A 23,286-nucleotide genomic window follows, 5' to 3' on the forward strand; every position below is an offset into this window, starting at 1 on the left:
CGCGACGTCGCGCAACGCTTCCGCAAGGCCATTGGCGAGGACGTCCACCTGGCCCGCGTCGGCGGCGATGAATTCGCCTGCCTTCTGATTGGCGAGGCGCAGGCCGGCAAGGCCCTCGACATTGCCCGCACCCTTCGGGTCAGCCTGGTTCCCAGCTTCGGCTTTGAAGGCCAGGACTTCGAGATCGGCGCCGCCATCGGTATCGCCTGGTCACGACCCGGCGCGACCAAGACCTTCGCGCAGCTCGTCCATGATGCCGACCTGGCCATGTACCGGGCCAAGGCCAACCAGCTTGACGAGCCGCTCTGCTATGACGCCAGCCTGGGCGTCGAGCAGGCCGAGTTGCAGGCCCTCGAGCGCGACATGGAAGCCGGGCTCAAGGCCGGTCAGTTCCATGTCGTCTACCAGCCGATCACGCGGGCCCGCGATGGCAAGGTGTCATCCCTGGAAGCACTGCTGCGCTGGACCCACCCGGTGCGCGGCCAGGTGCCACCCGACGAGTTCATACCGGTCGCCGAACGCTCGCAGCTGATCCGCCTCCTCGGGGATTTCGTCATTGCCTCGGTGTGCAAGGAGATCGGCCCGACGGACGACTTCACCGTGTCGGTGAACCTGTCGCCGACCCAGCTCAACGACCCGGACCTGTGCCGCCGCTACAGCGCCGCGCTGAACCGCCACGGCATGCGCCCGGGCCAGATCGAGCTCGAGCTCACCGAAGCCGTCCTGGTCGAGGATTTCGATCGCGCGGCCGCCCGCCTGCATGAGCTCCACGAGGCCGGATTCGGGGTCAACCTCGACGATTTCGGCACGGGTTTCTCATCGATGGGCTACCTGCACAGCCTGCCCTTCAACAAGATCAAGATCGACAAGAGCTTTGTCGCCGCCATCGGCCAGGGCGACGGGCCCAACAAGATGCTGCAGGCGCTCGCCCTGCTCGGCGACGCGCTGGATCTCGACATTGTCGCCGAGGGCGTGGAAACCTCCAGCCAGGCCAACATGCTGCGCCTTCTGGGCTACGAATACCTGCAGGGCTGGCATTTCGGCCGGCCGGTCCGCTTCGAGGAGCTGCGCGACCGCCTCAAGGGCGCCGCCTGACGGGGCCAAGCCCTAGAGCCCCAGCGCCTCGGCGTGATGGCGCAGATGATCGCCCATGAAGCTGGCGATGAAATAGTAGGAATGGTCATAGCCGGCATGCCGGCGCACCCGGAGCGCCTGTCCCGACTTGCGGCACGCTGCCTCGAACAGGTCCGGTCGCAATTGCTCGGCCAGGAAGGTGTCATCCTCGCCCTGGTCGATCAGGATGGTGGCATCGCTGGCGCGCTGGCCGACCAGCTCGCAGGCATCGTATTCGCGCCACGCCTCGCGGTCGGGTCCGAGATAGGCTTGGAACGCCTTCTGCCCCCACGGCACCTGCATCGGCGCCACGATCGGTGCGAAGGCCGAGCACGACTTGTAGCGCCCCGGATGCTTGAGATGCAGTGTCAGGGCGCCATGCCCGCCCATCGAATGCCCGAAAATCCCCTGCCGCGACATGTCGGCCGGGAAATGCTCGGCCACCACTTCCGGCAGCTCCGCGGCGATATAGCGGTCCATCGCGTAATGCTCGGCCCACGGCGCCTCGGTGGCGGTCAGGTAGAAGCCGGCGCCCTGGCCCAGATCATAGGCCTCGTCATCGGCCACGCCCTCGCCGCGCGGCGAGGTGTCCGGCGCCACCACCATCACACCCAGCTTCGAGGCCATGCGCTGCAGCCCGGATTTCTCCATCACGTTGGACCAGTCGCAGGTCAGGCCCGACAGATACCACAGCACCGGCACCCGCTCGCCCAGCGCCTGCGGCGGCGCGAACACGGCAAACCGCATCGGCACCTTGCAGGCCTCGCTGTCATGCTCGTGCACCGAAAGGGTGCCGCCGAAGGAGGTCCAGGAAGAGATGTGCTTGAGGGTCAAGGGGATTGCTCCAATACTGTGTCGTCCGGATCAGGCAGGCCGCCGGCGAGGTCGGTCCGGCGACTGGAGGAGCCACCGCCCGATTGCAATGCCAGTCTGGCGACCTGTCGGGGGGCCGACAATGGGGATGAACATGATAATTCGACACACCGCGCTGCAACACAGCGCGCTTGCCGCAGCACTGCTCGGCCTGGCATGCGCAATGACGGCTCCCGCCGCAGCCCGTCAGGACACTGCACCGTCGGCCGAAGCCGGGCAGACGCTCGATTTCGACCGCGACGTGCCGCGACCGACAATCGACTTTGCCGGCGTTCAGCGCCAGCTCGGCGGCGGAGCGACCGAAGTCCTCGTGCTGGGCACGACGCATTTGTCCCAATTGCCGGAGCAGGCCTTTGATCCGGCTCATTTGTCACTCGTTCTGGAACGGCTGGAACACTTTGCTCCCGACATCATCGCCATCGAGGCGATTGGCGGACGGACCTGCGACGAGCTGCGCCGCTTCGCCGACATCTATACCGGCCTGGCCGAACAATACTGCCGCGATCCGGGCCTCGCCCTGGAAACCCTGGGCATGACCCAGCCGGAAGCCGCCGCCGCGGTCGAGGAAATGCTGGCCACGTTTCCGGACGAGCCCACAGCCGCCGAGCGTCGGCGCTTCGCCGCCCTGCTCTACGGCGCCGGCGAGACCTGGTCGGCCGCCCTGCAATGGAGCTACCTGACTGCGGATCAGAGGATGGCCGGCGATGGCGTTGGCGAAGCGCTCGCCACCGAACTCGATGCCATGCAATCCTGGCGCAACGAGAACCAGCTGATCGGGGTCGAACTGGCGCGGCGCCTCGACCATGACCTGCTGGCCGCCATGGACGACCACTCCGCTGACTTCGTCTACATCCGCTCACCCGAGGAGATCAGTGCCGTCATCCAGAGGGTCTGGGCCACGGCTCACCCGCACGAGGCCGAGTATGACGCCCTGCGACCCACCTTTCTCGGCAGCCCGGAGCGGATTCGCGACGGCTACCTTTTCCTCAACGGAGAGGATTACCAGACCTTTTCGATCGAGAAGGACTTTGCCGCCGTCGCCGCGGCCGAGGACCTGGACGGTGCGGCCCGGGCCTATCTGGCCTGGTGGCAGGCGCGCGGCCTGCGCATGGCAGCCAATGTGATCGAGGCCGCCGGCAACGACCCGGGCGGTCGCGTCCTGGTCATCGTCGGCGCGTCCCACAAGGCCTACTTCGAAGCCTATCTCGACCAGATGCACGATATCCGCCTGGTCGAAGTGGAGAGCGTGCTGGGCGACTGACGACCGCATTCAATTCGGCGGCCCCGCCAGATCCCGTGGCGCGGCCGCCGACCACATCAATACTCCACCACGCTCCGGATGCTCTCCCCCCTGTGCATCAGGTCGAAGCCCTCATTGATGTCCTCAAGCTTGAGCTTGTGGGTGATCAGGCTGTCGATGTCGATGCGGCCCTCCATGTACATGTCGACGATCTTCGGCACGTCGGTGCGGCCCCTCGCTCCGCCGAAGGCCGAGCCGCGCCAGACACGGCCGGTGACCAGCTGGAAGGGACGGGTCTGGATCTCGGCGCCTGCCGGGGCGACGCCGATGATGACGCTCTCGCCCCAGCCCTTGTGACAGCACTCCAGCGCCGCCCGCATGACCTCGACATTGCCGATACACTCGAACGAGTAGTCCGCCCCGCCTCCGGTCAGCTCGACCAGGTGTCCGACCAGGTCCTTGTGGTCCTTCGGGTTGACGAAATCTGTCATGCCGAACTGGCGCGCCATGCCTTCGCGGGCCGGGTTGATGTCGACGCCGACGATCTGGCGCGCGCCGATCAGCTTCAGCCCCTGGATGACGTTGAGCCCGATACCGCCGAGCCCGAACACGACGGCGGTGGAATTGGGTTCCACCTTGGCCGTGAACATCACCGCACCAATGCCGGTGGTCACGCCGCAGCCGATATAGCAGATCTTGTCGAAGGGCGCGTCCTTGCGCACCTTGGCGAGCGCAATCTCGGGCAGAACGGTATAGTTCGAGAAGGTCGAGCAGCCCATGTAGTGCAGGATCTTCTCGCCCTTGTAGGAAAACCGCGACGTGCCGTCCGGCATGACGCCCTGCCCCTGCGTGGCGCGCACCTTCTGGCACAGATTGGTTTTCGGATTGAGGCAGTACTCGCACTCGCGGCACTCGGCCGTGTACAGCGGGATGACATGGTCGCCCGGTGCCAGCGACGTCACGCCCGGCCCGACCTCGACCACTACGCCCGCGCCCTCGTGTCCGAGAATGGCCGGGAAGGCGCCTTCCGGATCGGCGCCCGAACGGGTGAACTCGTCGGTGTGGCAGATCCCGGTCGCCTTGATCTCGACCAGGACCTCGCCGGCTCGCGGCCCTTCAAGGTCGACGTCGACGATCTCGAGGGGACGTCCGGCTTCAAAAGCCACGGCAGCGCGCGTTTTCATGTCTCATCTCCTTGCTCGGAAAGGCTTTCGTTCAACCAATCAGGTCTGGACGCGAAAGGAAAGCCGCCCCGGCCCGCGACTTTTTTGCAACACTCGAAAAGACAATCACAACCCGGTGGAACCGCGCCGGAACCATACCGCAAACCCCCGCGTTGAGCCCCCACTAGTTCGTATCAGGGGATAATCATGACACGATGGACTGCCTTGACCCTTGCGCTGTGTGCCAGCACCGCGCTCACTGGCGCTGCCAGTGCCCAGGAGGGATGGTATGCCCGTGGCGCCGTAGGCTATGGCGCACCGGGTGACACTGACGTTTCCGGAGCCCTCAATGGAGAAATCCAGGGCAAGTCGAATTGGCGTGAGAGTGTGTCTCTCGGCTATGACTACGGCAACGGTTTCCGCCTCGAAGGCGAACTCGCCCACCGCTACACCGATACCGGTGCGGTCGGCAATTTCGAGGACAGCCTCAGCGATTTCCAGATGTGGTCGGTGATGGCGAACGCCATCTTCGACTTCAATCCGGACGGCAATTACCACCCGTATGTCGGCGTGGGTGTCGGTACCGGTGAAGTCGGTGGCACGCTGGCCGGTTGGCGCGCCGGCACCATGCCGCCCGCTCCGACCCCTGCCGACTACTACCTCGTCCAGGACGATGACAATCCGCTGATGTGGCAGGTCATGGCCGGCGTGGGCTGGGAGCTGACCGAGCAGTGGACGCTGGACACCGAGTACCGTTACTTCTCGGCATCCGACACCGATTTCGGTGACGTCAGCGTGGATGCGCTGGCCGGTCACGAGGCCTGGATCGGCCTGCGCTACGCCTTTGCAGCGCCGCCGCCGCCCCCGCCGCCTCCGCCGCCTCCGCCCCCGCCGCCTCCGCCGCCGCCTCCTCCGCCGCCGCCTCCGCCCCCGGCTGAGTGCAATGACGTGGAGTTCCCGGTCTATTTCGAGTGGGACCGCTCGAACCTGACCGACCAGGCTCGCCAGGTGATTTCGCAGGCCGCCAACGAAAGCATGAGCGGCGACTGCGACGTGGTTCGCGTCAATCTGGAAGGTCACGCTGACCGGTCCGGTTCGGCCAGCTACAATGTCGGCCTGTCCGAGCGCCGTGCCCGCGCGGTTCGTGACGAACTGGTTCGCCTCGGCGTTCCGGCCAGCACGATCAGCATCGAGGCCTACGGTGAAACCCGCCCGGCGGTCGAGACCCCGGACGGTGTTCGTGAGCCGCTCAACCGTCGGACTGTTGTCCTGATGGTTCGCGACTAGGCGAACGACGACCCTTTAAGGTCGTAGAGTACGAAGCAACGGAAAGGCCCGGCGTTATGCGCCGGGTCTTTTTGTGTTCGCGCCTGTCTCTGACCCGTCAGAGCATTGCCGCATTGCCCCGAAATGGCCCCGAATGGGGCGGGAACCCCGCCTCCTTCTCGTCGTTGCTTGGAGGATGGCAGCCACTCGGTTGGCTGCCCTGCCGGAGATGCATGACGATGAGCACGCCCCTGAACGGCTATGCCCGGGCCCGCATGATGGGCTGGTTGAGCGGAACGACCCTGCTGGCCATCGGGCTGGCCATGACGCCGACCCCGATTCCCCTGGGCCTCGTCGTCGCCGCTTCCGGCCTGACCCTCCTGCTCATGGTCAGCGCCCGCCTGCGCCGGATCGTGCGCGCGCGACGTCGGCGCCATGCCTGGGTACATGCCTCGATGAGCGCGCTTGGCCGTGTCGCCCCCGGGCGTCTCGGCCGCATCCTCTCCACCATCGGTGCCGGCCCGCGCTATCGCGACGGAACCCAAGCCGGTGGCGCGCGTTGAGTCCACTGACACGTGCAAGCCGAGGGGTGAACCGATGCCGGGACTGATCTTCGCAATACTCGTGACCGCGATGGTGGGCATGCTCGCCCTGCCCGGTCAGGCCCTGCCGCTGTTCGCCGCCGCCCTGCTGGTTATTGCCGGCACCGGACTCGCCAGCCTGCTGCGTCCTCGCCGGGCTCACGCGCCCCGTCAGCGCTGAGCCGGCCCGCGAACCCCAATCCCAGTTTGACATCATCCCCAGGAGGAAAAGATGGCTCAAGCCAAGCAACCCACGGAAGTGACCATGAAAGACGTGAAGTCCGACATTACCGAACTGCGCCAGGACGTCGACGCCCTGTTCGCCAATCTGGCGACCATTGCCCAGCAGACGGCCGAACACCAGGTCGAGCGCACCGGCAAGGTGGCGGACAAGACGGTCAAGGCGGCCGAGGAGTACGAGGAAGAGCTGCGCGGCTATATTTCCAAGAACCCGCTCTACGCCTGCGGTGCGGCTCTCGGCCTCGGTTTCATCGGTGCCATGCTGCTGCGTCGCTGATCCTGACGCATGACGATTTTACTCTACGTCATCGCGCTGACCGGCCCGCTGGTTGCCCTCGTATTCGGCACCCATGCGGGCTGGTCGGCGCTTGCCCTGCACTATCCGGCGTGGGTCGCCAGCCTCGGCGTGGCACTTGCCTATCTGCTGCTCGCCTCGCTCGCCGCGATTTTCATTCTGGTGCGGCGCCGCACCCTGCTGTCGGTCGCTACGGGAACCCCGCCGGCCAACACGGCGGGCATGGGCATGGCCGCCTTCAAGGCCCCGGTCGAGATTCTCGAAGCCTCGCTGCGGGCCAATCCGTGGCAGACCCTCGGCGTCCTCACCGGCTTCGGTGCCCTCCTGGCTACCAAGCCGAACCTCGTGGCCAGCATCATCCGCATTCTGACCCGGCCGGCCCCGCCTCTATAGCCGGGCCGCCTCGGCGTCGGCGCTGAACGACCAGAAGAACACGATCAGCGCCAGCGTTGCCAGGGTCACCATTCCGCACAGCAATCGCATGCCGGTCCGCTTGACAGGGCGGGCCGTGTGCGAGTCCAGCCGTTCCAGAACAGCGTTTGCCTTCAGATAGGAGGCAATGAACACGGCGATCGCCACCACGAAAAACGCCGTGGCCACAGACTTGGCCATCCACAGCGGTTCGACGCGACTGAAAATGGCCTGGATGGCAAGGCCGATGCCGACACTGGCAAATCCGGTCCGCATCCAGCCAGCAAAGGTTCGCTCATTGGCCAGCACGGTGCGGTCCTCGGCCCAGTTCGTGCGCTGCTCCGCCAGTTCCGTGCGGTCTTCCGCTGCCATCTCGGACCTCCGTTTATTCCGGAAGCCCAGCCTACCTGTGGTAGGATGGGATGCACAATGTTCACTTTTCCGCAGGACGGGCGGAACCGGTCACCGGACCGCACGTTGCTTGGACATGACCCAGACAACTCAAAACCCGGCCTATAAGAGCGCTGCCAAGCGCCTGTTTTTCGTGACCGCCCAGGCGGCCGTGATCGGCGGCATGGTGGCCGCCTTCACGACCCCCAACCTCGACCCCGTGGAGGCGCGCGAACAGGCGCTGACCCGCTTCAACGCGGCGGACTCGATCCATCAGGTCGATGTGGACCGGATCGTCCGGGCCCGTGTGGATTTCGGCAGCGAGCCGGCCTTCCTGGAACAGGTCCACCTGTCCCGCGACGGCCAGCCGGTTGCCATCACCTTCCGCGTCGGGGCCGGTAACGAATTCAGCGCCACCTTTGGCGACGTCCAGCGCGCCACCCTGCCCGCCGACGCCGTGCGCTACAGCCGCACCGAAGGCGATCTCGTGGTGAATCCGGACGCCATTCCTGCCGCCAACAGCCCCGAAACCCTGCCGGCGCTTCAGCCCCAGCCGATCACCAATATTGCCGCTGCGCGCCTGATCGGCGCCGATGTGGTAACCGAGGATGACCGCCGGATCGGCCACCTGGCCGGGATCAATTACGATAGCGACGGCAATGCCGTCTCGGTGCGCCTGGTCGAGGAAGACTGGTGGGGCTATGCCCGGCCGGAAACGATGCGCACCGTGTCGGCCGATTGCGTCCGCTTCATCGCCCTGACCCGAACCGTCCAGGCCGGCCCGTGCGACGCGTCCCGCACGATCTGACACGCCCACCCCCTGCGGTGTCAGGCCTGACGGCGTCATGACCCCGATACTTGCATGCAGGACCTCGCTGTCGATCTCGGTTTTTCCGCCGCTTCCCTGACCCCGCTGGAAGCCTCGGCGCGCTTGCTTGCCGCGCTCGCCTGCGGTGCCCTCATCGGTGTCGACCGCGAGATGCGCGAGCGGCCGGCGGGTCTGCGAACGCACATGCTGGTCGCCCTGGCGGCCTGCCTGTTCACCATCCTCACATTCGAAATGGTGCACCGGGCGGTCGACGGGAATCCGTCGCTTGGCGTCGACCCGGTGCGGGTGGTCGAGGCCCTGACCTCGGGTGTCGCCTTCCTGGCCGCAGGCACCATCATCATCAGCAAGGGCGATGTGAGAGGCCTGACCACGGGTGCCAGCCTCTGGCTCTCGGGCGCCGCCGGACTGGCGACCGGCATGGGCCTGTACTGGCTGGCCTACCTGGTCACCGGCGCCGCGCTCATCGTTCTCGTCGTCGTGCAGATGCTGAAGGGCCTGGCGGCGCGGGGCACACGCAAGCACGAGGCGGCGACCGCTGACGAGCTGCACAAGACGACCCTTCACGCGCACGAGAAGGGCGGCCCCTCCGGGGGCCGCCCTCACTGATGCCGCACGGACCGACCGTCGATCAGTTCGAGCTCATCCAGTTGTCGACTTCCTTCTCGGCCTCGTCCCTGGACTTGCCGTAGCGTTCCTGGACCTTGCCGACGAGCTTGTCCTTCTGCCCGTCGACCTGGGTCATGTCGTCGTCGGTGAGCTTGCCCCATTGCTTCTTGGCCTCACCGGAGACCTGTTTCCATTGGCCTTTGAGCTCATCCTTGTTCATCACGTTCTCCTCGGTTGAATGGCCCCTTGGCAACGGGACAGCAGCCCCGCTGGTTCCACCAGGACGAAACGGAACAAGCTGAGGCATCCCGGCGTTGATTGGGGGCAGTCAGCTGATTGCATCCCCCCAAGACGAAGCAAGGAGTTCCAAGACATGGCAAGCTATCTTCTCTCCGCAGGCTCGCTGACCGGTGACAAGGTCGTGTCCACAGACGGCGACGACCTCGGCCACATCGAGGAACTGATGATCGATCCCAACTCGGCGCGCGTGGAATACGCCGTCCTGTCCTTCGGCGGCTTCCTCGGTCTGGGCGACAAGCTGTTCGCCATTCCGCTGACCGAGATGACCGTGGACCGCAAGAATGAGCGCATCGTGCTCAATGTCGAGAAAGAGCGCCTGAAAGAAGCCCCGGGCTTCGACAAGGACAATTGGCCGGACTTTGCCGACACGACATTCCGGTCCACCATCGACCAGTACTACACCACGACCCGCACCATCGCCTGACGGGACGGCCATACTGCATGGCGCAGCATGGGGACCCCGGTGGTGAAAACCGCCGGGGTCTTTACTGTGTGCGGGTCCACGAGATTGGGGGGATTGCGGATGACACGTGACCTGCAGGGCCAGACGGCCGTTATTACCGGTGCCTCGAGCGGGTTGGGCGCGCATTTCGCCCGCCGACTCGCCAGCCGCGGGGCCGCGATTGCCCTGCTGGCGCGCCGCCGGGACCGGCTGGACAGCCTGGCCAAGGATCTGGCCGCTGACGGCCACAGGGCCCTGGCCGTGGAAATCGACCTGCAGGACGCCGGCGCCCTCGAGCCGGCACTCGACCGGGTCGAGAGCGAGCTCGGGCCCGTCTCGATCATGATCAACAATGCCGGACGCGGCGGCGAAGGTTCAGCCCTCGAGCTCACTCCCGGCGATTTCGACCAGACCTTCGGCCTCAATGTGCGGGCCGTGTTTTTCGGCTGCCAGGCGGCCGCCCGCCGCATGTTTGCCAATGGCAGCGCCGAGGGCGGCCAGGCGCGCATCCTCAACATCGCCTCGATCGCCGCCGAAAAAGCCCTGCCGGGCCTGTCGGTCTATTGCGCCTCCAAGGCGGCTGTCGTCTCGCTGACGCGCAGTCTCGCCCTGGAGTGGGCGCGCCACGGCCTCGCCGTCAACGCCCTGTGTCCGGGCTATATCGAAACCGAGATCAATGCCGACTGGTTTGCCACCGAAGCCGGTCAGCGCCAGGTGACCCGCTTCCCGCGCCGACGCTTGATGGACATATCCGCGCTGGACGGTGCCTTCGACCTGCTGACCGGCCCGGGCTCGGCCTCGATGACCGGCACCGCCATCAATGTCGACGAGGCCCAGTCGCTCTAGTCCGGATCAGCTCAGCCCGTGCTTGCGGCTGGCATCGTCGAGGGCCGCATGGACCTGCATTTCCGCCAGGAATTTGGCCAGCTCGTCGACCGGCAGGGCACGGGACAGGGCGTAACCCTGGGCCCAGTCACAGCCGAGCAGCTTGAGCAGCGCCAGGCCCTCATCGGTCTCGACGCCCTCGGCGGTCATTTCGAGACCGAGATTGTGGGCCAGGTCGGCCGTCGACTTGACCAGCATCCGGTCGCGCGTCGAACTGGCGACATGGGTGACAAAGGCCCGGTCCAGCTTCAGCTCGTCGCTTGGCAGGGTCTTGAGGTAAGCCAGCGAGGACAAGCCTGACCCGTAGTCGTCAATGGCCAGCTTGATTCCCGCCTTGTGCCATTTCTTCAGGTTGTCCATGGCCCGCTCGGGGTCATTCATCATCGCCGTCTCAGTGATCTCGAACGTCAGCGCACCGACGCGTTCGCTGGCAATGCCGAGCGCCAGGTTGGCAAATCCGGAATCGGCGATCAGCGCTCCCGAAATATTGATCGCGATATTCAGGTCGAAGCCCCGCTCGCGCAGCCATTTCTGGTCCGTCACGGCCCGCTCCAGCGCCCACTCGGTGAAGGCCCGGATGTGACCGGTTTCCTCGGCCAGCGGGATGAAATCATTCGGTGACAACAAGCCTTCGCGCGGATCCCTCCACCGGCACAGCGCCTCGGCGGCGCCGAAACGCCCGGTCCGCAGATTGAGCTTGGGCTGGTAGTGCAGCTGCATTTCGCCGTTCTCGGTGGCCGCCAGCATGCGGCTCATCAGCGACAGGTTCTTGGACGGGTCCCCGTAACGCTTGGCGTCGAAAATGGCCGTGCCTGCCCGGTCTTCCTGGGCCTGGCCGATGGCGATCACGGCATTCTTCACACTGGTCTCGGCGTCCGCCTCGCGCGCAATGCCGGCAACCACGGCGACGTCAATCGCCAGGCCGTCCAGCGTGATCGGCCGGACAAAACACTTGCGCATGCATTCGGCGACAGCGCGGGCATCATCGAGCTTGGCGTCGGAGACCACGCCCAGCACGCCGCGCGAGATCACCATGACCTTGCTGGCATGACCGTCCGCGACGATCCGTTGTGCCATGCGCGCCTTGAGTTCAGCAAAGCTGTTGAAGCCGAGCACGCCTTCCAGGTGCACGTGGCGGTCGATCTCCAGCGCCGTCACCGTCGCCGGTCGACCGGTGGTGCGGCTGGTGCGGTCGATTTCCACTTCCAGGGCCTGACGCGAGGGCAGGCCGGTCTCGGCGTCCTCGTACAGCGCCCGGGACAGCATCTTGTTGCGTTCCTGGGCGACCCGGTGACGCCAGAAGGCCGCCACCACACCGACCAGGCAAAGCAGGATCAGGCTGCCGGCGATCGCCAGCCGCTGGCGGGCCTTGGCGCGCGACAATTCGAGGTCCTGTTCCAGACCCTCGGCGCGCAGCGCCTCGATCTGCAATTCCTGTTCGGCGAAGTCGAACTGGGCGCCGAGCAGCGCCAGGTTGGCGGAACTCGCCACCGACTGGCCCTCATCCTCAAGGCGCTTGAACGCCCGCAGGTGCGGCGTCGCCATGCGATACTGGCCGAGGTCCTCGTAGATATCTGCGGCCAGGGCGTGGAATTCCGCGAAATGCTGCGGGGTGGTGGCCAGGTCGACGCCGTCAAAGGTGCGCTCGATATGGCGGACCGCGCTGGCGTTCTCGCCGCGGCCGTGGGCGGCCTGGGCGCGCACGCCCCACAGGAAACGGGCCCATTCGGCCGTGGTTTCCGCACCGGTGACTTCAAACGCTTCCGTCACCGCCTCGTCGGCCGCATTGAAGCGACCGAATGAGGCGTGCAGCGAGCCGATATTGTTGAGGATGCGGGCTTCGAGCATGGTGCTGCCCATCTCCGCCGCGATCTCGCGGGCGTCGAGATAGCTCGCAAGCGCGTCGTCATAGCGCCCGAGTTCCTTGTAGGCATTGCCCAGATTGTTCGCCGCCGCCAGGTCGAGCGAGGGGTCGCTGTAGCGGCCAGCCGCGTCGACATAGTATTCCACCGCCCGCTGGTATTGCTGGGCGTCGTTGTAGATCGAACCAATTGACTGCAGGACGATAGCCTCGCTGCGGACCTCGCCGATGGTGCGGTAGACGTCATAGGCGCGCTGGAGCTGTTCCAGCGCCTCGCCATGGTCGCCCGTGAGTTTGCCGGTCCGCCCAAGGGCCAGCAGGATGTCGGCGTATAGCTTTGTCGGGGTCGGATCGGCGCCCAGCTGGGCCAGCGCCCGTTCGGCAATGGGATGGGCTTCGCGCGGTCGGCCCAGCCGGGTCAGCGCTTCGGCTTGCAGCCACCAGGCGGTCGCCAGCTCGATGGCGTAGGTTTCGCCGGCGCCGCCGGAGCTGGCCAGTTCTTCTGCCTGCTCGGCATGGCCGAGTGCAGCAACCGGGTCGCCCATCATGCTGGCCCGTGCGTCGGCAATGGCTTGCGAGAACGCATCGCTCGGAGCGTCGCTGGTCTGAGCGAAGGCGGTCGCCGGTTTGATCGCCAGCCCACCCGCCCCGACCAGGACGGCAATCAGGAATGCTTTGAGTAGCCGCATGGTCACACGTATGCTTTCCTCTCGCCTGCCCGCATCTCGGGCCAAGTGCGGGGCAGCCGCCCCGATATCGGCCAACGACTTTCCCCACATGCGATGGAAACTACCCCGGGTAAGGTTAAATTTTGACCAAGCCTTTGTGCAAAGTGTCGGCGCGCCTACTGTCCGGCGCTGCGAACGATTGCAGCCGCGACGCGTTGCACCACCAACTCGCACTCCCCGCAGCCCCGGAGGCTAACCATGTATCACTCGGTCAATCCCGCCACCGAAGAGACCATCGCCGAGTTCACCGACACCCGCGACAGCGATATCGATGCCACGCTGGACCGTCTCGTGGCCGGCCAGGCCGAATGGTCGCACCGCGGCTTCACCGGCCGCGGCCAGGTCCTCATCAAATGGGCCGAGAAACTGCGCGCCAATACGGATCAACTGGCCCTCGCGGCCGCTCGCGAAATGGGCAAACCGGTGCGCGAAGGACGCGCTGAAGTCGAGAAATGCGCCTGGCTGGCCGAGTACTTCGCCGAGAATGCCGAAGCCCTGCTGGCAACGGAAACCCAGCAATTCGATGATGCCGACATACGCCTGCGGTGTGACCCGCTCGGTGTGCTGTTCTCGGTGACGCCGTGGAATTACCCGTTCTGGCAGATCATGCGCGCCGGCGTTCCGGCCCTGGCCGCAGGCAACACCGTGCTCAACAAGCCGGCCTCGAACGTCATCGGCTGCGCCCAGCACATCATTGCGCTGTTCCGTGAAGCCGGCGGGCCGGCCGGAGCCCTCGCGACCCTGCCGCTGGAAAACGAGCAGGCGGCCGACATCATCGCCGATGACCGGGTCGCCGGCGTCGCCCTGACCGGATCGGAGGGGGCCGGCTCGGCCGTGGCCTCCGCGGCCGGCAAGGCCCTCAAGAAATCGGTGCTTGAACTGGGCGGGTCGGACCCGCTCATCGTCCTGTCGGATGCCGACATTTCCGCCGCCGCCGAGGCCGCAGCGGCATCGCGCTTCAAGAATGCCGGCCAGGTCTGCATCGCCGCCAAGCGCATGATCGTCGAGGCCCCGGTCTATGACGCCTTCACCGAGGCCTTCATCGAGGCCAGCCGGCGCTACCAGCCCGGCGATCCGGAAGACGACAACACCTGGCTCGGCCCGATGGCGCGCGGGGATCTGCGCGACACGCTGGTCGATCAGGTCGCCAGGTCCCACAAGCTCGGGGCCCGCCTCGTCGTGCCGGGGGGCGCGGTGGAGGGCAAGGGCCATTTCTACGCCCCGACGATCGCCACCGACATCCCGTCCGCCAGCCCGATGGCGCGCGAGGAGACTTTCGGACCCGCTGCCGCCATCTTCAGGGTCGACAATGAGGACGAGGCTGTCGAGCTGGCCAACAACACCAGTTTCGGCCTGTCGGCCAATCTGTGGACCGGCGATACCAGCCGCGCCGACCTGATCGCTCCACGCATCGAAGCGGGCAGCGTCTTCGTCAACTCCACCACGGCTTCCGACCCCCGTGTCCCCTTCGGCGGCATCAAGCGCTCCGGCTATGGCCGCGAACTCGGCCAGGAGGGCATTCGCGAATTCGTCAATCTGAAAACGGTGTGGGTGGCGCGCTAGGCAGGATGTCCGGCACGATCCGGCGAAACCGCCCTGCCTGACCCGAATGGCTACCCCCGCCGGAGTCGGCATGTTACCCTGTTGATAATGACCGGCTTTGACGAGTGGGCGTCAAAGAGTTTCCGGATCACGCGATAGCTTCCCTGATCGTATAGCGTCATCTTGCCCCAGCACAATTTCACATCTGTACGCACGTCAGGTCGCCCCGATGCCTGCTGCGGCACCGTCGGCCCGGGTCCTACCGAATGAGCGTGTCCGCCCGTCAGCCCGCCACCCTGCTCGACAAGACCCTGCGCGACAGCCGCCGCGGCTTCCTTGCCGTGGCCGTGTTCTCCTTCTTCCTGAACCTGCTCTTCCTGGTGTCGCCGCTCTACATGCTGCAGGTCTATGACCGCGTGCTCGCCAGCGGCAGCCGCCCGACCCTGTTCTACCTGACCCTGATCGCCCTCGTGGCGCTGGCCGTGTTCGGGGTTCTCGACGCCGTGCGGACCGCCGTCCTGACGCGGATCGGCGGCTGGCTGCAGGCCCGCCTCGGCGCTCCCATCCTGCGCTCCAGCCTGGCCGCCGCGAATGCCGGCCAGTCGGTTGGCGCCCAGCCGATCCGCGACCTGCAACAGCTCCAGGGCTTCCTCGCCAGCCCGGCCATCGCCCCCTTCTTCGACGCCCCCTGGGTGCCGGTCTTCATTGCTGCCATGTGGATCCTGCATCCCTGGATCGGCATTCTCGGACTGGCCGCGGCCCTGACCCTGTTCACCATCGCCCTGATCAATGACCGGGTTACCCGCGATGACCTCAAGCAGGCGAATGCCGCCTCGATCGGCGCCTTCAACGAGGCCGAACGCATTACCGCCCAGCATGAAACCGTCCACGCCATGGGCATGACCCAGGCCCTGGTCGCCCGCTGGTCGGGGATGAGCGAGAACGCCCAGGACCGCATGATGGACGCCACCGAGCGCGGCGGCTGGATCACCGGCCTGTCACGCTTCATCCGCATGGGTGTCCAGGTCGGCATTCTTGGCCTGGGCGCGCTTCTCGTCCTGGTCGGCGAGCTGTCCGCCGGCGCCATGATCGCCGGCTCGATCCTGCTCGGCCGCGCCCTGGCCCCGGTTGAACAGGGCATTGGCGCCTGGAAGAATTTCTCCGCCGCCCGCATCGCCTACCGGCGGCTGCAGGACACCACCCGCGAGTTTCCAGCCGACGAAACCCCGATGCAATTGCCCAACCCGGTCGGCAAGCTGTCCGTCGAAGGCATTTTCGTGAGGCCGCCGCAGAGCGAGGACTTCATCCTGCGCAATGTCGGTTTCCGGCTTGAGCCGGGCGAGGCCCTGGCCGTGGTCGGTCCGTCGGCCTCCGGCAAGTCGACCCTGTGCCGCGCCATCGTCGGTGTGATGCCGCTCTTCAAGGGCAATATCCGTCTCGACGGGGCCGACATCACGCAATGGCCGCACGAACAGATCGGCCGCGCCATCGGATATCTGCCGCAATCGGTCGAACTGTTCACCGGCACCGTGCGCGAGAATATCGCGCGCATGCAGGAGGCCGAGCCGCAGGCGGTGCTGGACGCCGCCCAGCTGGCCCATGTGCACGAGACCATCCTGGGTCTGCCGAAGGGCTATGACACGGTCATCGGCCCGGGCGGGCACGTTTTGTCCGGGGGTCAGAAACAGCGCATCGGACTGGCCCGTGCGGTGTTCGGATCGCCCTGCCTGGTCCTGCTCGACGAGCCCAACGCCCACCTTGACCAGGTGGGTGAACAGGCCCTGCTGCACACCATCGCCACGCTCAAGGCGCGCGGGGCCGCCATTGTCATGGTCGCCCACCGCCGCTCGGCGATCCAGAATGTCGACAAGATCCTGGTGCTCAGGGACGGGGCGGTCGAAGTCATGGACACGCGCGACGAGGTCATGAAGGTGATGGCCGAACGCCAGCGCTTCGCCAGCCGCCAGGCCGCGGCCACGGGTAACGAACCCGGCACGCCGAGCGCGCCCGCCTCCACCACCACGGGGCCGGGGTCCGTGCCCCAGCGCCGCCCGGAGGACTGACCATGCAGGCTCCTGCCGTCGCGCCGGAACGCGGCATCCTCTCCTACATCGCGCGCCCCGCCCTGATCGGCAGCGCCGTGCTCGCCGTCTTCATCCTGGTCTTCTTCGGCTGGGGCTCGATGGCTCCGCTGTCGGCCGGAGCCCTGGCCGCCGGCCAGATCAGCCCGGAAGGCAATCGGCGCACCATCCAGCACCTCGAAGGCGGCATCATCCAGGAGTTGCGGGTGAGGGACGGCGACACCGTGGCCCGCGGCGACATCCTGGTCACGCTCGAGGAAACCCGGGCCCGGGCCAGTTTCCAGGTCCTGCTCGGCCAGCAGCACCTGCTGGCCGCCCAGCGCGCCCGCCTGCGCAGCGAACAGCTGCAGCACGACACGCCGCGCTTTCCGGAAAACCTCGTTGCCCTCGCCGAGACCGACGAGGAAGTGCGCGAGATCCTCACCGTCCAGCGTGACCTGTTCGACCAGCGCACCGAACTGCACCGCAATCGCCGCGACGTGCTCGGACAGCGCATCGGCCAGCTGGAAGCCGAGATCGACGGGCTGGAGGCCCAGATCCGCAGCCAGACCCGGCGCCAGCAGCTGATCCGGAGCGAGATTGCCGACACCCGTTCCCTGGTCGAGCGCGGCCTGTCGCCCCGGCCCCGCCTGCTCGCCCTGCAACGCGAGGAAGCCTCGATCGAGGAGCAATTGGCGGGCAATCGCGCCGCCATTGCCCGCTCGCGCCAGGCCATTGGCGAAACCGAGGTGCAGATGCTGTCGATGGACAGCCAGCGCCTCGACGAGATCTCCACCGAGCTCAACGACGTGCAGGCCCGCCTGGCCGAGGTCAGCGAGGAAATCCTGGCCAGCGAGGATGTGCTGCGCCGCACCGAGATCACCGCCCCGATCGACGGCACCGTGGTCAATCTGCGCTACACCACGACCGGCGGCGTCATCCGGCCCGGCGACCCGGTGCTCGATATCGTGCCCATGGACGAGGCGCTGATCATCGATGCCCGCATGTCGCCGCTCGATGTCGACCTGGTGAGCCGCGGCCAGGCCGCCTATGTCCACCTGTCCGCCCTGCCTCAGGACAACCTGCCGCGCATCGCCGGCGAGGTCATTGACGTGTCCGCCGACGCGCTGGTCGACGAGATCTCCGGCGAGAGCTATTTCCGCATCCGCGTCCGCGTCGACATGGAAGAGCTCGACCGCCTGGCCGTGCGCATCGACGAGGACCTGACCCTGCTCCCCGGCATGCCCGCGGAAGTCCTCGTCGTCACCGGCGAGCGCACCCTGCTGCAATACCTCATCCAGCCCCTGCGCGATTCCCTGCGCAACGCGCTGCGCGAAAGCTGAGCGCCAGGACCCGACCAAGCTGCTAGACTGGCGCTGCCAGCCGGGAAGCACGAGCAGATAGCAAGATGAATGTGAAACAGGCCGCCGCCCGTACCGGACTTCCAGCCAAGACGCTCCGCTATTACGAGGACATCGGCCTGGTCCGCCCCGGCCGGGCGGACAATGGCTACCGCGACTATGATGCCAGCCACATCGATCGCCTGACCTTCATCGCGCGGGCCCGGTCACTCGGCTTTTCCCTCAATGATTGCCGCCAGCTCCTCTCGCTCTACGACGACCGTGAGCGCACGAGTGCCGAGGTCCGCCGCCTGGCCAGCAACCATCTCGACGAGATCGACCGCAAGCTGGCGGAGCTGTATTCGGTGCGCGAAACCCTGTCCCGCCTGGTCGAGGCCTGCCATGGCGACCAGCATCCCGACTGTCCGATCGTCGACGACCTGTCCGGGCCCTCGCGACCGGCAAAATAGGGCCTTGACCTTCCAGTGACTGGAAGCCCCAGCCTTGTCCCGGAATGGTCGATAGGAGCACCGAAATGACAACGCATGGCCCGTCCGGAGCGAACTGCTGCCACCGCACGCACACCCCTTCCGGCACACCTCCCGCCGCCGATGCGCCCGCGCACGGCCTGACCACCGACCCTGTATGCGGAATGACGGTCGCCCCCGACGCCGACACGCCGAGCGCCGAGCATGACGGCCGCACCTGGCACTTCTGCTCATCCTCGTGCCGTGACAGGTTCGTCACCGACCCGGACCACTATATCTCCGGCGCCCACCGGCAGGCCGCCGCCGATGCTCCGGCCGGCACCACATACACCTGCCCGATGCACCCCGAAGTCATTCGCGACGGCCCCGGCGACTGCCCGATCTGCGGCATGGCCCTCGAACCGATGGGCGTGCCCGCGGGTGATGAGGGCCCCAATCCCGAATTCGTCGATTTCCGCCGGCGCTTCGTGCTCGGCACGCTCCTGACCGTGCCCCTCTTGATCCTCGCCATGTCACCCATGCTGGGCTGGGCCGGGCTGCGCGATGGACTGGGTGAGCGCACCGCCCAGTGGATCGAACTCGCCCTCGCCACGCCGGTCGTCCTTTGGTCCGGCTGGCCCTTCTTCGTGCGTGGTGCCCGCTCCGTGGTCAGCGGTCATCTCAACATGTTCACCCTGATCGCCATGGGCGTCGGCGCTGCCTATGGGTTCAGCCTTGTCGCCACCCTCGCCCCCGGCCTGTTCCCTGACGCCTTCCGCCATCATGGCGGCGAGGTCGGCGTGTATTTCGAAGCCGCCGCCGTGATCATCGTGCTGGTCCTGCTCGGCCAATTGCTCGAACTCGCCGCACGCGACCGCACCGGCTCGGCCATCCGCGCCCTGCTCGACCTCGCCCCGGACACCGCCCTGCGGGTCGATCCCGACGGCACCGATCGCGAAGTCGACCTGGCCGACATCCAGCTCGGCGACCGCCTTCGGGTCCGCCCCGGCGACAAGATTCCGGTCGATGGCGATGTCGTGGAGGGACGCTCGGCGGTCGACGAGTCGATGCTCACCGGAGAGGCTGTGCCAGTCGAGAAGACGCCCGGCGACAGCGTCACCGGGGCCACCCTGAACGGCACCGGCACCCTGGTCATCGAGGCCCGACGCATCGGCGCCGACACCGTGCTCAGCCAGATCGTCGACATGGTCGCCAGCGCCCAGCGCAGCCGCGCCCCGATCCAGAGAATGGCCGACATAATGGCCGGCCGCTTCGTCCCGGCGGTCATTGCCGTGGCCGCGCTGGCCTTCATCGCCTGGTCCCTGCTCGGCCCCGATCCGGCCATGTCCTACGGCCTCGTTGTCGCCGTGACCGTGCTCATCATCGCCTGTCCCTGCGCGCTCGGCCTGGCCACCCCGATGTCGGTCATGACCGCCACCGGGCGCGGCGCCCAGGCCGGCGTTCTGATGCGCGATGCCGAGGCGCTGGAAGCCCTGGCACGCGTCGACACGCTGATCCTCGACAAGACCGGCACCCTGACCGAGGGGCGCCCGGCCCTGGTCGGCGTCGAGCCTGCGAAGGGGCAGGACGAATCCGAACTCCTGCGCCTCGCCGCCAGCCTCGAGCGCGGCTCGGAACATCCTCTTGCCGCCGCCATCCTTGCCGGCGCCGCCGGGCGCAACCTCGCGCTCGGCGCCACGACCGACTTCCAGGCCGTGACCGGCATGGGCGTCACCGGCCGGGTCGATGGCCGGGCGGTGGCGCTCGGCAATCCCGCCCTGATGGCCCGGCTCGGCATCGAGGCCGGTGGCGTGAGCGCCCGGGCCGATGCGAGGCGGGACGCCGGCGAAACGGTGATGCTGGTCGCCGTCGACGGCACGCTCGCCGGCCTGGTCAGCGTCGCCGACCCGGTCAAGGCCGGCACCGCCGGCGCCCTCGAAGAGCTCAAGGCACTCGGCCTGCGCATCGTCATGGCCACCGGCGACAATGCGCGCACTGCCCGCGCTGTCGCCACCCGTCTCGGTATCGACGACATCCGGGCCGACGTGCTGCCGCAGGACAAGGCCGATATAGTCGCCGAGCTGCAGGCGGGCGGGGCCCGCGTCGCGATGGCCGGTGACGGGGTCAATGACGCGCCGGCGCTGGCCGCCGCCGAGGTCGGCATCGCCATGGGCAGCGGCGCCGACGTGGCCATCGAGAGCGCCGGCATCACCCTGGTCGGCGGGGACCTGGCCGGGCTCGTCCGGGCCCGCCGCCTGGCCACCGCGACCCTGCGCAATATCCGTCAGAACCTGTTTTTCGCCTTGGTCTACAACGGAATCGGCGTGCCGGTTGCCGCCGGCGTGCTGTACCCGCTCACCGGCTGGCTGATCTCGCCCATGCTGGCGGCTGCCGCGATGAGCCTGTCTTCGGTCTCGGTCATCGCCAACGCCCTGCGCCTGCGCTCGGTCCGCCTCTAGCCCTGGTCGAGAGGACCGGTCTGGAACAGGCGGATCTTGAGCCCGCCATGATCTACCGGGCGGCCCGGCGCGCCGAAGGGCAGGCGGCAGGCCCTGGCCAGCGCCGCGTCGGTGGTCACCAGCCCGACGCGCCAGCCGGCAAACTCGCGGCGCAGCGTGTCGCCGAGGGCCCCGTAAAGGCCGAACATCGCCCTCTTGTTGCCGATGCGGGCGCCATAGGGCGGGTTGATCATGACCCAGCCCTTCGGTCCGTCCGGCGCCTTGAGCTGGCGCACGTCGCACACCTCGAAGCCGGTTCGCCCGGCCAGCCCGGCGCGTTCGGCATTGGCCTGCGCCATGCGCACCGCCCCGGCATCGCGGTCCGAGCCGCGACAGGTGAAGCCGGCCTCGCGCGGTGCCGGCAATGTCTCCTTCAGGGCCCGCCAGGCGGCCGCGTCGAACGTGGCCAGCTGCTCGAAGGCAAAGCCGCGCTCGCGCCCCGGTGCCAGCCCGGCCGCCATCTCAGCCGCTTCCAGCACGAAGGTTCCCGAGCCGCACATCGGGTCGACCACCGGCGCCGAGCCGTCATAACCCGCAGCCCGCAGGAAACTCGCCGCCAGCGTCTCGCGCAGCGGCGCCTTGGCCACCGCCGCCTTGTGGCCGCGCCGGTGCAGCAACTCGCCGGACGTGTCGATGCTGAGCGTGCACAGATTGCGCTCGATACGCAGGCGCACGCGAATGCCCGCATCGGCCACCCCGGCTGCCAGGGGGGCCCCCAGCGTCTCGGTGATCGCCTTGCCGACGCGCTCCGCCGCCGCCCCCTGGTGATAGATCTTGGAGCCCCGGCTGGACGCCTCCACGTGCACCGGCACGTCGGGTCGCAGCACGGCCGCCCAGTCGACCTGGCGTGCCTTCTTGTCGAGCTGTGACAGGTGCACGGCGGGAAACTCGGCGATACGGGCCAGCACCCGCGTGGCGCAGCGCGACCACAGATTGGCCCGCCACACATCGGGCCAGCTGCCGCGGATCGTCACCCCGCCCGCCTCGAGCCGGGGCTCGCCCAGGCCGAGCGCGCGCACTTCCTCGGCCAGGACGCTTTCCAGGCCCGGCGCGGTCACCAGGAAAATCTCGAAGTCCGCCGCGCTCATGCCGCCACCCGGTCACGGCCGGTGCGGCTCAGCGCGCGCGAAGGCATCAGTGTTCCGAACGCTCGTGGAACTGGCCGTAGCGGCGATAGCGCGCCAGATAGCCCGGCACGATCGACTCCACCGTCTCCGCCTCGACACCCAGATCGGCCAGTGTCTTGGCATCATCGGCAACGACATTGTCGCGCTTGAGCTGGGTCAGCTGGTCGCGCGTCAGGGGCGGCTCGATGATGGGCAGCGCACCAACGACTTCCGACACCGTGGCAATCGCGGCACCGACGAACCAGGGCAGCGGCACCAGGAAGCGCGGCCGGTCGGTGGTCTCGAGGATGAATTTCATCATCTCCTCGAAGGTGTAGATGCCGGGCCCGCCGAGTTCGTAGGTCTCGCCGCGCGCCGCATCGCTCTTGATCGAGGCCAGCACGGCCTCGCCCACATCACCGGCGAACACCGGCTGGAAACGCGTCTTGCCGCCACCGAACAGCGGCAGGGCCGGCGCGAAGCGCGCCATGCCGGCGAAGCGGTTGTAGAACTCGTCATCGGTGCCGAAAATGATCGACGGGCGCAGGATGGTGGCCGTCGGCAGCACATCGCGGACTGCCTGCTCGCCGGCCGCCTTGGACCGGGCATAGCGGCTGTCACTGTCGGCATCGGCGCCGATCGCCGACATCTGCACGAAGCGCGTGATGCCGGCTGCCTTGGCGGCCTCGGCGACGGTGCGGGCCCCCTGCTCGTGCAGGCGCGTGAAGCTCTGCCGGCCGCTTTCATTGAGCACCCCGACCAGATTGACCACCGCCGACGCGCCCTCGACGGCGCGGGCCACCGAGCTTTCGACCCGGATATTGGCCTGTACCAGCTGCACCTGGCCAACCACGCCCATGACGCGCAGATCCTGCGCCAGGTGCGGCCGCCGCGAGGCCACGCGGACCCGGTAGCCGTCGCGCGCCAGGGCGCGAACCACATGGCGTCCGACAAAGCCGGACCCGCCGAACACGGTGATGATCTCGTCTCGCAGCATGGTGCTTCCCTTGATTAAAGAGGGTCGGGGCCGGATAGACCAAAAAACGCCGC

23 protein-coding genes are annotated in these 23,286 nt (G+C 67.3%); 16 read left to right on the forward strand and 7 right to left on the reverse strand.

Annotated elements, in window-relative coordinates; genetic code table 11:
- Nucleotides 1-1,095: putative bifunctional diguanylate cyclase/phosphodiesterase (locus ACXYMR_RS03640; protein ID WP_458941394.1), on the forward strand; the 1,095-nt coding region annotated here is incomplete at its 5' end.
- A gap of 12 nt (nucleotides 1,096-1,107) precedes the next feature.
- Here the strand turns inward: ACXYMR_RS03640 and fghA are convergent.
- Complete coding sequence (gene fghA, locus ACXYMR_RS03645) at nucleotides 1,108-1,947, reverse strand: S-formylglutathione hydrolase (RefSeq protein WP_458941395.1); 840 nt, start codon at nucleotides 1,945-1,947, stop codon at nucleotides 1,108-1,110.
- Nucleotides 1,948-2,080: 133 nt separating this feature from the next.
- Here fghA and ACXYMR_RS03650 point away from each other — a divergent pair, with 133 nt between their 5' ends.
- The gene (locus ACXYMR_RS03650) at nucleotides 2,081-3,247 is read left to right on the forward strand and encodes a DUF5694 domain-containing protein (RefSeq protein WP_458941396.1); all 1,167 of its coding nucleotides are present in this window, start codon (nucleotides 2,081-2,083) and stop codon (nucleotides 3,245-3,247) included.
- 56 nt (nucleotides 3,248-3,303) lie between these two features.
- Here the strand turns inward: ACXYMR_RS03650 and ACXYMR_RS03655 are convergent, their stop codons facing one another.
- On the reverse strand, nucleotides 3,304-4,410 hold the full coding sequence (locus ACXYMR_RS03655; RefSeq protein ID WP_458941397.1) for an S-(hydroxymethyl)glutathione dehydrogenase/class III alcohol dehydrogenase: 1,107 nt from the start codon (nucleotides 4,408-4,410) through the stop codon (nucleotides 3,304-3,306).
- 186 nt (nucleotides 4,411-4,596) lie between these two features.
- Between ACXYMR_RS03655 and ACXYMR_RS03660 the strand changes: the two genes are divergently transcribed.
- The 5 genes from ACXYMR_RS03660 to ACXYMR_RS03680 all read left to right on the forward strand — a co-directional run bounded on the left by ACXYMR_RS03660 (nucleotide 4,597) and on the right by ACXYMR_RS03680 (nucleotide 7,164).
- A complete protein-coding gene (locus ACXYMR_RS03660; RefSeq protein ID WP_458941398.1) occupies nucleotides 4,597-5,676 on the forward strand; it encodes an OmpA family protein in 1,080 nt (359 codons plus the stop codon).
- A 218-nt stretch (nucleotides 5,677-5,894) separates the two neighbouring features.
- Nucleotides 5,895-6,218 carry a hypothetical protein gene (locus tag ACXYMR_RS03665; protein WP_458941399.1) on the forward strand — a complete coding sequence of 108 codons (324 nt, stop codon included), beginning with the start codon at nucleotides 5,895-5,897 and terminating at the stop codon, nucleotides 6,216-6,218.
- A 34-nt stretch (nucleotides 6,219-6,252) separates the two neighbouring features.
- A complete protein-coding gene (locus tag ACXYMR_RS03670; protein WP_458941400.1) occupies nucleotides 6,253-6,417 on the forward strand; it encodes a hypothetical protein in 165 nt (54 codons plus the stop codon).
- Nucleotides 6,418-6,468: 51 nt separating this feature from the next.
- Entirely contained in the window at nucleotides 6,469-6,753 is a 285-nt protein-coding gene (locus tag ACXYMR_RS03675) for a hypothetical protein (protein ID WP_458941401.1), read from the forward strand.
- A 9-nt stretch (nucleotides 6,754-6,762) separates the two neighbouring features.
- Nucleotides 6,763-7,164, forward strand: a complete 402-nt coding sequence (locus ACXYMR_RS03680) for a hypothetical protein (RefSeq protein WP_458941402.1) — start codon at nucleotides 6,763-6,765, stop codon at nucleotides 7,162-7,164.
- Here the strand turns inward: ACXYMR_RS03680 and ACXYMR_RS03685 are convergent.
- The gene (locus ACXYMR_RS03685) at nucleotides 7,159-7,554 is read right to left on the reverse strand and encodes a YidH family protein (RefSeq protein ID WP_458941403.1); all 396 of its coding nucleotides are present in this window, start codon (nucleotides 7,552-7,554) and stop codon (nucleotides 7,159-7,161) included. The two genes, ACXYMR_RS03680 and ACXYMR_RS03685, sit on opposite strands and share 6 nt — an antisense overlap.
- A gap of 115 nt (nucleotides 7,555-7,669) precedes the next feature.
- Here ACXYMR_RS03685 and ACXYMR_RS03690 point away from each other — a divergent pair, with 115 nt between their 5' ends.
- Both ACXYMR_RS03690 and ACXYMR_RS03695 read left to right on the forward strand, forming a co-directional pair.
- Complete coding sequence (locus ACXYMR_RS03690) at nucleotides 7,670-8,380, forward strand: hypothetical protein (RefSeq protein WP_458941404.1); 711 nt, start codon at nucleotides 7,670-7,672, stop codon at nucleotides 8,378-8,380.
- A gap of 54 nt (nucleotides 8,381-8,434) precedes the next feature.
- Nucleotides 8,435-9,007, forward strand: a complete 573-nt coding sequence (locus tag ACXYMR_RS03695; RefSeq protein ID WP_458941406.1) for an MgtC/SapB family protein — start codon at nucleotides 8,435-8,437, stop codon at nucleotides 9,005-9,007.
- A gap of 22 nt (nucleotides 9,008-9,029) precedes the next feature.
- Here the strand turns inward: ACXYMR_RS03695 and ACXYMR_RS03700 are convergent, their stop codons facing one another.
- Nucleotides 9,030-9,227, reverse strand: a complete 198-nt coding sequence (locus tag ACXYMR_RS03700; protein WP_458941407.1) for a CsbD family protein — start codon at nucleotides 9,225-9,227, stop codon at nucleotides 9,030-9,032.
- Between the two features lie 153 nt (nucleotides 9,228-9,380).
- Here ACXYMR_RS03700 and ACXYMR_RS03705 point away from each other — a divergent pair, with 153 nt between their 5' ends.
- Together ACXYMR_RS03705 and ACXYMR_RS03710 are read left to right on the forward strand one after the other, a co-directional pair.
- Nucleotides 9,381-9,731: a PRC-barrel domain-containing protein gene (locus ACXYMR_RS03705; RefSeq protein WP_458941408.1), complete on the forward strand. Its 351-nt coding sequence runs from the start codon at nucleotides 9,381-9,383 to the stop codon at nucleotides 9,729-9,731.
- 99 nt (nucleotides 9,732-9,830) lie between these two features.
- On the forward strand, nucleotides 9,831-10,595 hold the full coding sequence (locus ACXYMR_RS03710) for an SDR family NAD(P)-dependent oxidoreductase (RefSeq protein ID WP_458941409.1): 765 nt from the start codon (nucleotides 9,831-9,833) through the stop codon (nucleotides 10,593-10,595).
- 6 nt (nucleotides 10,596-10,601) lie between these two features.
- Here the strand turns inward: ACXYMR_RS03710 and ACXYMR_RS03715 are convergent, their stop codons facing one another.
- Complete coding sequence (locus ACXYMR_RS03715) at nucleotides 10,602-13,184, reverse strand: putative bifunctional diguanylate cyclase/phosphodiesterase (protein ID WP_458941410.1); 2,583 nt, start codon at nucleotides 13,182-13,184, stop codon at nucleotides 10,602-10,604.
- Nucleotides 13,185-13,421: 237 nt separating this feature from the next.
- On the opposite strand from ACXYMR_RS03715, the gene ACXYMR_RS03720 reads away from it, so the two are divergent.
- The 5 genes from ACXYMR_RS03720 to ACXYMR_RS03740 all read left to right on the forward strand — a co-directional run bounded on the left by ACXYMR_RS03720 (nucleotide 13,422) and on the right by ACXYMR_RS03740 (nucleotide 21,091).
- The gene (locus tag ACXYMR_RS03720) at nucleotides 13,422-14,786 is read left to right on the forward strand and encodes an NAD-dependent succinate-semialdehyde dehydrogenase (RefSeq protein ID WP_458941411.1); all 1,365 of its coding nucleotides are present in this window, start codon (nucleotides 13,422-13,424) and stop codon (nucleotides 14,784-14,786) included.
- A gap of 245 nt (nucleotides 14,787-15,031) precedes the next feature.
- Nucleotides 15,032-16,828 (forward strand): type I secretion system permease/ATPase, encoded by a 1,797-nt coding sequence (locus tag ACXYMR_RS03725; protein ID WP_458941412.1) that lies wholly within the window; start codon nucleotides 15,032-15,034, stop codon nucleotides 16,826-16,828.
- Between the two features lie 2 nt (nucleotides 16,829-16,830).
- A complete protein-coding gene (locus ACXYMR_RS03730; protein ID WP_458941413.1) occupies nucleotides 16,831-18,168 on the forward strand; it encodes an HlyD family type I secretion periplasmic adaptor subunit in 1,338 nt (445 codons plus the stop codon).
- 65 nt (nucleotides 18,169-18,233) lie between these two features.
- The gene (gene cueR / locus ACXYMR_RS03735; RefSeq protein WP_458941414.1) at nucleotides 18,234-18,635 is read left to right on the forward strand and encodes a Cu(I)-responsive transcriptional regulator; all 402 of its coding nucleotides are present in this window, start codon (nucleotides 18,234-18,236) and stop codon (nucleotides 18,633-18,635) included.
- A gap of 65 nt (nucleotides 18,636-18,700) precedes the next feature.
- Nucleotides 18,701-21,091, forward strand: coding sequence for a heavy metal translocating P-type ATPase (locus ACXYMR_RS03740; protein ID WP_458941415.1), 2,391 nt, complete (start codon nucleotides 18,701-18,703; stop codon nucleotides 21,089-21,091).
- Here the strand turns inward: ACXYMR_RS03740 and ACXYMR_RS03745 are convergent.
- A complete protein-coding gene (locus tag ACXYMR_RS03745; protein WP_458941416.1) occupies nucleotides 21,088-22,218 on the reverse strand; it encodes a THUMP domain-containing class I SAM-dependent RNA methyltransferase in 1,131 nt (376 codons plus the stop codon). The genes ACXYMR_RS03740 and ACXYMR_RS03745 overlap by 4 nt on opposite strands.
- Nucleotides 22,219-22,264: 46 nt before the next feature.
- Complete coding sequence (locus tag ACXYMR_RS03750) at nucleotides 22,265-23,233, reverse strand: complex I NDUFA9 subunit family protein (RefSeq protein WP_458941417.1); 969 nt, start codon at nucleotides 23,231-23,233, stop codon at nucleotides 22,265-22,267.
- Nucleotides 23,234-23,286 lie beyond the last annotated feature (53 nt).

The sequence above is a fragment of the Maricaulis sp. CAU 1757 genome, assembly GCF_054482675.1.